The sequence below is a fragment of the Ruegeria sp. YTSC325 genome, from assembly GCF_059609525.1.
The window spans coordinates 152705-164630 of sequence record NZ_JBXWLY010000008.1; the positions used below are offsets into that span (position 1 = coordinate 152705).

Here is an 11926-nt window from a genome sequence, read left to right on the forward strand (position 1 = left end):
ATGAGAATGGCAAATTTGTGACCAAGGAGGAGATTATGAAAGCCTTTTTTTCCATCGCTGCTCTGATGTTTTCTGCCAGCATCGTTCTGGCCGCAGGAGAGACCCCATCGAACCCAGATGCCGAGGTTTATTTCGTTAATCTGTCCGACGGTGATTCCGTGCAGTCCCCAGTAACAATCGTCTTTGGCCTGAACGGCATGGGTGTGGCGCCTGCCGGGACAGAGGTCGAAAGTACCGGCCATCATCACCTTCTGATTGACCGTCCGCCTCTGGGGCAGGGCGAGGATGGCGCGGATGAGCTGGCCTATGGTCTGCCCGCAGATGACAACCACATCCATTTTGGCGGCGGCCAAACCGAGGTGACGCTTGAGATGGCCCCTGGTGAACACACGCTGCAGCTGGTGCTGGGCGATGCGGGGCATGTGCCCCATAATCCGCCCATCGTCTCCGAGGTGATCACAATCACCGTCGAATAAAAGCAAGTCGGGCCCCGCAACGAGGCCCGGCTTGCCGCTTTAGAAACCAGCCGCTAGTCGTGTACCCTGATTGATTGCGCGTTTGGCGTCCAGCTCTGCCGCAACATCCGCGCCGCCGATCACATGCGGGGTGATGCCGCGTTCGATCAGCGCATCCGCGAGGCTGCGGTCCGAAACCTGACCGGAACACAAAACAATCGTATCCGCCGCGATCACGGTCGGGTCGGCACGCTCTTCGCCAAAGCTGACATGCAGGCCGTCATCGTCGATGCGTTCATAATTCACGCCGCCGACGAAATTGACGTCCTTCATCTTCAGCGTGGCGCGGTGGATCCACCCGGTTGTTTTACCCAGACCCTTGCCATGCGCTTGCTTCTTGCGCTGCAGCAGAGTCACCTGGCGCGCAGGCGCGGCGGGTTGCGGGCCTTCTGGGGCCAGACCGGCGCGATGCTCGGCGGGGTCGGTGACGCCCCATTCCTTCATCCAGGCAGGCAGGTCAGTAGTAATGCTGTGGCCGTCCTCCAGCAGGAATTCGGACACATCGAACCCGATACCACCCGCGCCGATCACGGCGACGGATTTGCCGACCTCGGCCTTGTGGCGCAGCACGTCAATATAGTCGATCACGTTGTCCCGATCCTGTCCCGGAATCTGCGGGTCGCGCGGGGTGACGCCGGTGGCAATGACCACCTCGTCAAAGCCGGTCAGGTCGTCAGCCGTGACTTCGCGGTTCAGTTCGACCTTTACCCCAAGATCAGCGATCATGGTGCGGAACCAATCGACCAAACCCCAGAACTCTTCCTTGCCGGGCACCTGTTTGGCCATGTTCAGCTGGCCGCCAATTTCGCTTGCGCGGTCGAACAGGGTAACGTCATGGCCGCGCTGGGCGGCGGTCATTGCGGTGGACAGACCCGCGGGGCCTGCACCGACGATGGCCACGGTTTTGCGGGTCTCGGCGGGTTCGATCACCAGCTCGGTCTCGTGACAAGCGCGCGGGTTGACCAGACAGGATGTCAGCCTGCCGCTGAACGTATGGTCCAGACAGGCTTGGTTACAGGCAATACAGGGCGCGATCTTGGCCGCGTTGCCGTTCATCGCTTTGGCGACGAAATCCGCATCGGCCAACATCGGGCGGGCCAAGGAAACCATGTCAGCACATCCGGTCGACAGAACTTCTTCTGCGACTTCGGGCGTGTTGATCCGGTTCGAGGTGATGACCGGAATGCTCACCTTGCCCATCAGCTTTTTCGTCACCCAGGCAAAGGCCGCGCGGGGAACGGATGTGGCAATGGTCGGAATCCGCGCTTCATGCCAGCCGATGCCGGTGTTCAGGATGGTGGCACCGGCCTTCTCGACCTCTTGCGCCAGTTGCACAACCTCATCATGGGTGGAGCCATTGGGCACAAGGTCGATCATCGACAGACGGTAGATGATGATGAAATCGGTGCCCACGGCCTCACGCGTACGGCGCACAATCTCAATCGGCAGGCGCATCCGGTTCTCATATGATCCGCCCCAACGGTCAGTCCGCTTGTTGGTGTGGGTCACAAGGAACTGGTTAATGAAATACCCCTCGGACCCCATGATCTCGACGCCGTCATAGCCTGCCTTTTGGGCCAGCTTGGCGGCGTTGACGATATCGCTGATCTGCTTTTCGATCCCGTCTTCATCCAGCTCATTGGGGGGGAAGGGTGAGATGGGCGATTTCACCGGGCTGGGGGCCACGCATTTAGGACCATACGCATAGCGGCCCGCATGCAGGATCTGCATGGCAATCTTGCCGCCCGCCTCATGCACGCGCTGCGTCACGATCGCATGTTTGGCGACCTCATCGTCATTGGTCATCATCGACGCACCCGGCAGAACCGAGCCTTCGAGGTTCGGGCCAATCCCGCCCGTCACCATCAGCCCAACTTCGCCGCGGGCACGGTCGGCATAGAATTCGGCCACGCGATTCCAATCGCCCGTTTCCTCGAGCCCCGTATGCATCGAGCCCATCAGGACCCGGTTTTTCAGAGTGGTAAAGCCCAGATCCAGCGGGGCCAGCATGTTTGGGTACGCAGTCACGGCGAACTCTCCCTCTCGGTTGTGTGAGCGTTAGATTGACGTTCACGTCAACGTTGTCACGTGAAACCTAACGTCAAAGTCTTTGCTGTTAGTCTGGCAGTTGATACAGAACCTGCATAGGAAAATTACGAGGCCCAGCATGACCCCCGACCAGATCGCTAAACTGCCCTATCGTCCCTGTGTCGGGTTGATGCTCATGAATGCAGAGGGCAAGATTTTCGTCGGGCAACGTAATGACCGCCACAAGGACGCCTGGCAGATGCCGCAGGGTGGTGTGGACAAAGGTGAAGACCCGCGCGATGCCGCCCTGCGCGAGTTGTGGGAAGAAACCGGCGTGACCGCAGATCTGGTCGAGGTGGTGGCCGAAACCCCCGGCTGGCTGCCATATGATCTGCCTCATGACATCGTGCCGAAAATCTGGAAGGGTCGCTATCGCGGGCAGGAACAGAAATGGTTCCTGCTGCGTTTCACGGGGCGCGACGATCAGATCAATATCGAAACTGAACACCCGGAATTCACCCAATGGAAATGGCAGGAGCCCGCCCATCTGGTGGACGAGATCGTGCCTTTCAAGCGGGGCGTTTACGAACAAGTGGTCGCCGCTTTTGCGGATCACCTGGACTGAGCGATTTGTTCAAACCCGTCCGGTTTGAGCCGCACATGTGCATTCTGACCAGCCGGGTCCAACTCATATAATTCAGGCTTGGATTTCAGGTATTGCCGCCAGGTTTTCTCGGGGCGGTCGCTAATCCTGATGCCGTGCTGCCGGTGCATTTTGGCCCCAAGGATGGTCAGTTGCATCCCTGTTCCGGTTTTGCTGTTGCTCGCAATGATATTGCGGATTTGGCAATCCAAATCCGAGACCGATTTGGGTCGCAGCGCCTTAGGTTCCGAAAGTTTTAACTCGACGAACCGAACACAGGACGCGCGTATGCTTTCAGGGGTTTTGCCCTCACCTGCACCGATTGTGGTCACGCCACGCTCGCGCAATCTCCGGTGCAGGTGAACGAAGTTCCCGTCCGAGCTTGCGATCACGACAACGTCGATACCTTGTTGCCGAGCCACGTCCATCGCGTCGATGGCAAGCAAAAGATCGGTCGCGTTCTTTCCGCTTCCGCTGTGGATCAGGTGAAAAGCGCCGACCTCATGCCAGGAGGAATTGCGCCTTGCATTCATGTATACCCGCGCGACGTCCACCCGACCCGCCTGATGACCGGCCTGTAGGATCATATCGCTGTGATGGGCACTCAAATTGTCGCCATTGACCAATACGGCAACGCGCTGTGTCATGCGTATTAAATATCCTTTGTTCAATTCTCGGTTTGATAGTCTCGGTTTAAGGCGAAACTTGGCCCCCCCCCCTTCACTCACCCTGCGACAACTTGCCGTGAGGGGGCGTAGTTCGCACGTCGGCCCGTCTCTAGCTTGGTGCGCATGAGAGACACCGTTCACAGCCCCCCCGCCATCGTCCCCGCCGGGCGCAAATTCACCGGTTCCGACCGCCGCGCGCCTCTGCGCGAGGGATTGCAAAGCTGTGGGGAGTATCACGCCGGGCAGACGGCGGGGCGGTTCTATCCTATCGCCTGCGTCGCGCTTGAGGTCACGCAGCGATGTAATCTGGATTGCACGCTGTGTTATCTCTCGGACCGGGCCGAGATGACCTATGATCCGCCTCTTTCGGTTCTGTTCGCGCGGTTGAAGACGATCCACAGCCACTATGGTACCGGAGTGTCGGTTCAGTTGACCGGGGGCGACCCGACCCTGCGCAAGGTCGAAGACTTTGAGGCGCTATGCCGCGAAATCAAGCGTTTGGGGATGCGGTCCTGCCTGATGACCAATGGCATCCGCGCCAGTCGCGCTTTCCTGACGCGGTTGGCGGCGGCGGGGCTGGATGATGTGGCTTTTCACGTGGATATGACGCAAGAGCGCAAGGGGTTCACCTCCGAGGTCGAGTTGAACACCGTCCGCCGTGCTTATATCCGACGCGCGCGCGGGTTGGGCCTGCGCATCCTGTTCAACACCACCGTGTTCGAGGGGAATTTTGATGACCTTCCCGCATTGGCGCGGTTTCTGCGTGACCGACCCGAGGTCGCCTTTGTCTCGTTCCAGATGCAGGCCGATACCGGGCGCGGCGTGTTGCGCGAACGGCCCGAGATGATCACGCAGGACAGCGTCGCGCGTTCGATTGAAGCGGGATACGAGGCCCCGCTGCATTTCGGCACGGCAGCTGTAGGGCATTCCAAGTGCAACAGTTATGCCAGTGTTGTAACAGCAGGCGGGCGGGCTGTTTCGTTGTTGTCAAACCAACCGCTGGTGCATCGGGTGATGACAGCGCTGGAAGGGGTGGACGACAATCAGGATGCCCATATCCGCATTCGTCCCAAGGTCATGCGAATGATCCGGCGGCATCCTTTGCTGGCCTTGCGCGCATTGGGTCAACTTGGGCTGAGCATCACTCGTCTGGGCACTGGTCTGCTGCGTGGCCCGGTGAGGAGGCAGGCGGTGTTCATTCACAATTTCATGGCGGCAGATCAGTTGGACGAGGATCGCTGCGCCTCGTGTGTGTTTATGGTGGCCACGGCGAATGGGCCGCTGTCGATGTGCGTCCACAACGCGCAGCGCGACATGCATCTGGCTAGCCCTGACCGGATTGACGGGCCCACAGGCCCAAGCTGGTGGAACGCCGCTGTTCCGCGCCTGTCGAATGGGCCGGACCTGCCCGAGCTTAGCGACCCGGCCCTCGCCCCGATGAAACGGTTGAAAGGGCAGATGCGCGCCCTGCGCCAAATCCGAAAGGATGCCTCATGAGACGTTTGCTGATCCTTCTGTTGCTGCCCTTGCTGACCGCCTGTGCCAGTGTCGAACGTCTGGCCCTCCCTGCGCCCGAACCTTTGACGAACAGTGCCCTGACCCGCGCTGCCCAACCACCCGGAGAGCGTGTGGATCACCGCGACTGGACCGCCTTTTTGAACCGCTATGTCGCACCCGATGCGCAGGGGGTGAATCGCGTGGCTTACGGGCAGGTCTCGGCCGACGACAGGGTGCGTTTGGACGGGTATATCGAAGATTTGCAAGCGGTGGACCCTGCGGCGCTGACCCGTGATCAACAGTTGGCCTATTGGATCAACATGTACAACGCGGTGACGGTGGATGTGATCCTTGAAAACTACCCCGTCGCCTCGATCCGCGACATCAAGGACGGGCCGCTGTCGATCGGGCCGTGGAACCGGCCTCTGGTCACAGTCGCGGGGCAGAGCTTGACTCTGAACGAGATCGAGCACCGCATCATCCGCCCTGAATTCAACGAACCGCGCATCCACTATGCGTTGAACTGCGCCGCTGTGGGCTGCCCCAACCTGATGAACCGTGCCTGGCAGGCCGAGACGTTGGAGCGTGACTTTGCCGCTGCCGAGCGCGCCTATATCAACGACCCGCGCGGGGTGCTGTTCAATGACAATGGCGGGCTGATCCTGTCCAAGATCTTCATCTGGTTCCGCGAGGATTTCGGACCGAACGAGCAGGCGGTTCTAGCGTATATCCAGACGGTCGCAGATCCGGATCTGAAAGCCCGATTGCAGGACGCGCCGCGTGTCCGGGCCTATCAATATGATTGGGCCCTGAACGACGCGGCAGCGGGGTCTTAGGCGCTTACAGCAAGCCTTCTGCCCGCAGCAGCTCCTGCATGTTTGCCTCGGGGCGGGGGCCGATATGGCTGATCACTTCGCGGGCGCAGACATTGCCGATCTTGGCGCAGGTCTCGTAATCGCGCCCTGTGGCCATGCCAAACAGGAACCCTGCCGCGAACTGATCGCCCGCACCGGTGGCGTCCACGGGCACAACCTTTTCCACCGGTACATCCACGCGCTGACCGCCGAACAAAACCGGCACGCCATCACCCGACCGGGTACATACGACCAGAGGGCAAATCGCGGCAGTTTTGGCCAGAGCGTCCTCAAGATCATCGGTTTCGAACAGCGACTTGATCTCGGCCTCGTTGCCGATCACGAAATCCAGCTCGTTCTCGATCAGCAGCAGGAAATCGACCCGGTGACGTTCCACGCAGAACGGATCGGAAATCGCGATCCCCGCCTTGCCGCCACCCTTGTGACAGGTGCGCGCAGCCTCAAGAAACGCGGCTTTGCCCTTTTCCTTGTCGAACAGATACCCCTCAAGGAACATGATCTGGCTGTTGCCTGACACGTCCTCGGATACGTCCCGAGATGACAGTTCCGAGGAAATGCCCAGATAGGTGTTCATTGACCGTTCGCCATCGGGCGAGACAAAGATCATCGAGCGTGAGGTCGGCAGCTCGCCACCCGGCACCGGCGGGTTGACGAAATCGACGCCGTCCTCATTCATCGCATCGGCATAGAACCGCCCCAGCGCGTCGTCATGCACCCGGCCAATGAATGCCGCATCCAGACCCAGCGCGCCCGCACCCGCGATGGTGTTGGCAACCGAGCCACCCGGCGTCTGCACGCGACCCTCCATCGATGCATAGAGCACCTCGCCGCGTTCCTGCTCGATCAGCTGCATGATGCCTTTTTCGATGCCCATCAGCTCCAGAAAGCTGTCATCGGCCTGTGAGATCACGTCCACAACGGCATTTCCGATACCGGTGAGCTGGTAGGTTTTCATAGGGTTTTGTCCTCGAATTGACAGAGATCGCGGATGATACAGGTTCCGCAGAGGGGTTTGCGCGCCTTGCAGTGATAGCGTCCATGAAGGATCAGCCAGTGATGCGCGTGAAGTTGAAAATCTGCGGGAATATTGTCTTCGACGGCGCGCTCGACCGCGTCCACGTCTTTGCCGGGGCAGATACCGGTACGGTTCCCGACGCGAAAGATATGCGTGTCCACCGCCTGTGCCGGTTGCCGCCACCACATGTTCAGCACCACATTGGCCGTCTTGCGCCCGACACCGGGCAGCGATTGCAGCGCGGCGCGGGAATTGGGCACTTCGCCACCATACTCATCGACCAGAATACGACTGAGTTTGATGACGTTCTTGGCCTTCTGGCGGAACAGGCCGATGGTCTTGATATGCTCGGTCAGGCCCTCTTCGCCCAGATCCAGCATCTTTTGCGGCGTGTCGGCGATTTTGAACAGCTCTTTGGTGGCTTTGTTGACGCCCGCATCGGTGGCCTGCGCCGACAGCGCGACGGCGACGACCAGAGTGTAGACGTTCACATGATCCAACTCGCCCTTGGGTTCGGGGTCGGCGTCCTGAAAACGCGTAAAGATCTCGCGGATCGTGTGGTAGTCGAGTTGCTTTGCCATCCGGGCCTTAATGCCGCCCAAGGGCCTGTGACACAAGCCCAAAGCCAATGCGCAGGTTTCGGGTCGCGGGGATGAGCGTGGCGGGATATAATCGGGGACAGAAGATGAGGTGAGATATGAACGTCCAGACACCGGAAAGCGGATACCATTACAACGTCATGCGCCGCGCGATCGAGCTGATCGATCAGGGCGGCGAATCCCTGTCGCTGGACGAACTGGCCCGCCAGATGGACATGAGCCCGGCGCATTTTCAGCGCCTGTTCTCGCGCTGGACCGGGGTGTCGCCGAAACGCTATCAGCAATATCTGACGCTGGGCCACGCCAAGGCGCTGCTGCGCGAGCGGTTCACCACGCTGGAGACGGCGCATAACGTGGGGCTGTCCGGGTCCGGTCGCCTGCATGATCTGTTCCTGAAATGGGAATCCATGAGCCCCGGCGAATACGCCCGCAAAGGCGATGGCCTGACGATATACTGGGGCTGGTTCGACTGCCCCTTTGGCCCGACTTTGGTGATGGGCACCGACAAGGGCATCTGCGGCATGGCCTTTGGCGCGGAAACCGGCGAAGCGGCGGCGATGGAGGATATGACCTCGCGCTGGCCCAAAGCCCGCTATGTCGAGAATGCCGAAAAACTGCGCCCCTGGGTCGAGGCGTCATTTGGTGCCGATCGCGCGGTGACGCCGCTGCACCTGATCGGCTCGCCCCTGCAGATCAAAGTGTGGGAAGCGCTGATGCATATCCCTTCGGGGCAGGTCACGACCTATTCCGAGATCGCGCAGCGGGTGGGGTCACCACAGGCGGTGCGGGCCGTGGGCACGGCGGTTGGGCGCAACCCGGTCAGCTGGCTGATCCCCTGTCACCGGGCGTTGCGCAAATCGGGCGGCCTGGGCGGTTATCACTGGGGTCTGCCCGTCAAACGTGCGATGCTGGCCTATGAAGCCGCGCAGGCGGATGCCTGAAACAGAGCGAGGCACCGCAAGGTGCCTCACTATTGGATCACTAGGGATGCTTACTCGGTAGCCCAGCCGCCGACGGCTTTGACCTCAAGGAAATCTTCAAGCCCCCAAACACCGCCTTCACGCCCGTTGCCTGATTGCTTCATCCCACCAAACGGAGACCCAGCACTGCGCGACTGGCCGTTCATCTCAACCATGCCGGATCGCAGCACGCGGGCCATGCGGTTGGCGCGGTCACCGTCCTGTGTCTGGACATAGTTGGTCAGGCCATAAGGCGTGTCATTGGTAATCTCGACGGCCTCTTCTTCGGTGTCGAAGGGGATCATGGTCAGGACCGGGCCAAAGATTTCCTCTCGCGCGATGGTCATCTGGTTGGTGGCGTCGGCAAAGACGGTGGGGCGCACGTAGTAGCCCTTGTTCAGACCCTCGGGCCGTCCGGTGCCACCGGCAACCAAACGAGCGCCTTCGTCGATGCCCTTCTGGATCAGGTCTTGTATCTTAGTCCACTGCAGTCCGTTCACTACGGGGCCGATATGGCGACCTTCTTCCAGCGCGGGACCGACGGCGACTTTGGCGGCCACCTCGGCTGCGGTTTCAACCGCTTGGTCATAGATCGGGCGCTGAACCAACATACGGCTTGGCGCATTACAACTTTGGCCGGTGTTGTTCATCATGTGCAAAACGCCACGTTTGACCGCTTTTTCATCGGCGTCCGCAAAGACAACGTTTGCGCCTTTGCCGCCCAGTTCCAGATGCACTTTCTTCAGTGTATCTGCTGCATTCTTGGAAATCGCAGTTCCCGCGCGGGTCGAACCTGTAAAGCTGATCATATCCACGTCCGGGTGCGCCGACAGCTGAGACCCCACGTCCACACCATCACCGTTCACCAGATTGAACACGCCTGCAGGAAAGCCTGCCGCGTCCATCATCTCGGCGAAGATCATCGCGTTCAGGGGGCTTTGCTCGGACGGCTTCAGCACCATCGTACAGCCTGCAATCGCCGCTGCGCCAACTTTCAGGGTAATCTGGTTCATCGGCCAGTTCCATGGCGTGATCAATGCGGCAACACCCACCGCCTCGTAGATGATCCGGTCATTGGGCGCATGATCGCCCAGCGGGCGTTCAAATTGGAATGCCTTTGCGGCGCGGATAAAGTTCTTAAGATGGTAAACCCCTGCGCCTGATTGCTGCGTACGGGCCATGTCGATTGGCGCGCCCATTTCCATAGACATCGCCTGCGCAAGGTCTTCTGAACGTGATGCGTAGACCTCGACCAGTTTCTCGACCAGAGCGATGCGGTCTTCTACCGGGGTTCCCATCCAGCCCGGGAGGGCCGCCTTTGCCGCCGCTACAGCAGCGTCGGTATCCGGTTGTGATCCAAGGGAAATGACCGCACAGGGCTCTTCGGTCGAGGGGTTGATGACTTCGAAATCATTGGTCGCTGCAGGACTTATCCATTCGCCATTGATGTAGAAGTTACGCTTTTCGATCATGCTGCAACCCTTTCGTAGTTGACCCGACCGGTTGGTCGGTTTTTCGCCGCAACCTTGTCACCATGGTAGACGCCGGGCAAGGGACAATTCCGTGTGGGCTTCAAATCGAAATGCGTGAATTTAAACTCGATCTGGAAACAGCAGTTTAACTTATGGGCAAATTGATTAAGTTCTCATCAGGCTTACCAGTATCAGAAGGAGAGGCCCCATGGGTTTGCGTATCAATGACACCGTCCCGAATTTCACCGCAGAAACGGATCAGGGCACCATTCAGTTTCATGACTGGATTGGCGATAGCTGGGCGATTCTGTTCTCGCACCCAAAGGATTTTACCCCTGTCTGCACCACCGAGTTTTCCGCCGTTGCGCAGTTGAATGACGAATGGGCGGCGCGAAACACCAAGGTTCTTGGCGTCTCGGTCGACGGCGTAGAGGACCACAAGAAGTGGAAAAAGGACATCGAGGCTTACGGCAACGCCAATCCCGGTTTCCCTATCATCGCTGATGACGGGCTTGCGGTTTCAAAAGCCTTCGACATGCTGCCCGCCGAAGCGTATTTGCCCGACGGCCGTACCCCTGCAGACAGCGCCACGGTGCGCTCTGTCTTTATCATTGGCCCCGACAAGCAATTGAAGCTGTCGATGACCTATCCGATGACAGTGGGCCGCAACTTTGCGGAAATCCTGCGTGCGCTGGACGGTCTGCAAATGAGCAGCAAGGGCGTTGCAACCCCGGCCAACTGGGTACCGGGCGAGGACGTGATTATCCCGCCTGCAGTTTCCAACGAAGAAGCCAAAGAGAAATTCGGCGAGTTCGAAACGATCTTTCCCTATCTGCGCAAAACCAAAGCGCCAAGCTAATACACAGAGCGGGGCGTAAAGCCCCGCTTTTTTAACTGCGCGTGTTAGGCGTTAACCCGTTGAGGGTGTTGCATCAGTTTTGCCCTGTATGCCGCGCGTTTGAACTCGCGTGTCAGCTTGTCGCTGACCGGGGGTCGGAATTGAATAGTCGAGCCGCCAATCTCGCCCGCGACTTCCTGATTGCCGCTGCCTTGCAAAGAATGGATCGGTTGTCCGGTAAGCCAATGCATCTGCAGGAACGTATCTATCGGGCGGTCGATTCGATTTGTCACCGCAAGCAAACGTTCCGCAGCCCGACGCCCGACCAGTTGGCAGACGCATTGCAAGCCAATGACTTTGGGCAAAATAAGCCTCAAATCCTTTCGTCTTGCCAGCACCTCCGCAGCGGTTTCACGCTGTTTGACAGGGATACGTATGTAGTGATCCGGAGTGGCAATCGGCTTGATCAGCTCAAGGGCCTGCTTCATGCGTTCTGGGTCGATGCGCAGGTCGTCTTCGGTGGTGATGGCCAGATCAATCTTTTCATCGACCATTTTTTGCCAAATTCGCCGATGGCTTTGAAACACTCCGATCTCGGCCGGGCGTAATTCAAACGGGTATTCGGGGCGGTAAAGATTACCCGGAAATAGTTGGACATCGTTTATTTGTTGCGGATCGCGACCATCCACAGCCTCGATTAACTCGCCATTTGGCAGATCCTGGCACAGCTTTGCAGCGTTCTTCTGCCGGGCGGTGCTGGAGGACATATGAATGATAAATGAACGCATGCCCCCGTGCATAGAGCACAGGAACACGC

At 59.2% G+C, this 11926-nt stretch carries 12 protein-coding genes; 6 read left to right on the top strand and 6 right to left on the bottom strand.

Features of this window, described 5'->3' with window-relative positions; translation table 11 throughout:
- Nucleotides 1-35: 35 nt before the first annotated feature.
- Nucleotides 36-476, top strand: coding sequence for a DUF4399 domain-containing protein (locus AC2FF7_RS13370; RefSeq protein ID WP_480869128.1), 441 nt, complete (start codon nt 36-38; stop codon nt 474-476).
- 39 nt (nt 477-515) lie between these two features.
- On the opposite strand, the gene AC2FF7_RS13375 is transcribed toward AC2FF7_RS13370, so the two are convergent.
- Nucleotides 516-2543 carry an FAD-dependent oxidoreductase gene (locus AC2FF7_RS13375; protein ID WP_480869129.1) on the bottom strand — a complete coding sequence of 676 codons (2028 nt, stop codon included), beginning with the start codon at nt 2541-2543 and terminating at the stop codon, nt 516-518.
- Between the two features lie 139 nt (nt 2544-2682).
- Here AC2FF7_RS13375 and AC2FF7_RS13380 point away from each other — a divergent pair, with 139 nt between their 5' ends.
- Complete coding sequence (locus AC2FF7_RS13380; protein ID WP_480869130.1) at nt 2683-3168, top strand: RNA pyrophosphohydrolase; 486 nt, start codon at nt 2683-2685, stop codon at nt 3166-3168.
- Here AC2FF7_RS13380 and AC2FF7_RS13385 read toward each other — a convergent pair.
- Entirely contained in the window at nt 3156-3833 is a 678-nt protein-coding gene (locus tag AC2FF7_RS13385; RefSeq protein WP_480869131.1) for an NYN domain-containing protein, read from the bottom strand. The two genes, AC2FF7_RS13380 and AC2FF7_RS13385, sit on opposite strands and share 13 nt — an antisense overlap.
- A gap of 144 nt (nt 3834-3977) precedes the next feature.
- Here AC2FF7_RS13385 and AC2FF7_RS13390 point away from each other — a divergent pair, with 144 nt between their 5' ends.
- Together AC2FF7_RS13390 and AC2FF7_RS13395 are read left to right on the top strand one after the other, a co-directional pair.
- The gene (locus tag AC2FF7_RS13390) at nt 3978-5351 is read left to right on the top strand and encodes a radical SAM protein (protein ID WP_496905779.1); all 1374 of its coding nucleotides are present in this window, start codon (nt 3978-3980) and stop codon (nt 5349-5351) included.
- Nucleotides 5348-6187 carry a DUF547 domain-containing protein gene (locus AC2FF7_RS13395; RefSeq protein ID WP_496905780.1) on the top strand — a complete coding sequence of 280 codons (840 nt, stop codon included), beginning with the start codon at nt 5348-5350 and terminating at the stop codon, nt 6185-6187. Before AC2FF7_RS13390 ends, AC2FF7_RS13395 begins: the two co-directional genes overlap by 4 nt.
- 4 nt (nt 6188-6191) lie before the next feature.
- Here the strand turns inward: AC2FF7_RS13395 and AC2FF7_RS13400 are convergent, their stop codons facing one another.
- Both AC2FF7_RS13400 and nth read right to left on the bottom strand, forming a co-directional pair.
- Nucleotides 6192-7181, bottom strand: a complete 990-nt coding sequence (locus tag AC2FF7_RS13400) for an adenosine kinase (protein ID WP_496905781.1) — start codon at nt 7179-7181, stop codon at nt 6192-6194.
- Nucleotides 7178-7822: an endonuclease III gene (gene nth, locus AC2FF7_RS13405; RefSeq protein WP_170355982.1), complete on the bottom strand. Its 645-nt coding sequence runs from the start codon at nt 7820-7822 to the stop codon at nt 7178-7180. Before nth ends, AC2FF7_RS13400 begins: the two co-directional genes overlap by 4 nt.
- A gap of 116 nt (nt 7823-7938) precedes the next feature.
- On the opposite strand from nth, the gene AC2FF7_RS13410 reads away from it, so the two are divergent.
- Complete coding sequence (locus AC2FF7_RS13410) at nt 7939-8781, top strand: bifunctional helix-turn-helix domain-containing protein/methylated-DNA--[protein]-cysteine S-methyltransferase (RefSeq protein WP_480869135.1); 843 nt, start codon at nt 7939-7941, stop codon at nt 8779-8781.
- 50 nt (nt 8782-8831) lie between these two features.
- Here the strand turns inward: AC2FF7_RS13410 and AC2FF7_RS13415 are convergent, their stop codons facing one another.
- Nucleotides 8832-10271 carry an aldehyde dehydrogenase family protein gene (locus AC2FF7_RS13415; RefSeq protein ID WP_480869136.1) on the bottom strand — a complete coding sequence of 480 codons (1440 nt, stop codon included), beginning with the start codon at nt 10269-10271 and terminating at the stop codon, nt 8832-8834.
- Nucleotides 10272-10479: 208 nt separating this feature from the next.
- On the opposite strand from AC2FF7_RS13415, the gene AC2FF7_RS13420 reads away from it, so the two are divergent.
- Nucleotides 10480-11130, top strand: coding sequence for a peroxiredoxin (locus AC2FF7_RS13420; protein ID WP_170355987.1), 651 nt, complete (start codon nt 10480-10482; stop codon nt 11128-11130).
- A gap of 44 nt (nt 11131-11174) precedes the next feature.
- On the opposite strand, the gene AC2FF7_RS13425 is transcribed toward AC2FF7_RS13420, so the two are convergent.
- Nucleotides 11175-11897: a glycosyltransferase family 25 protein gene (locus AC2FF7_RS13425; RefSeq protein WP_480869137.1), complete on the bottom strand. Its 723-nt coding sequence runs from the start codon at nt 11895-11897 to the stop codon at nt 11175-11177.
- Nucleotides 11898-11926: the final 29 nt, after the last annotated feature.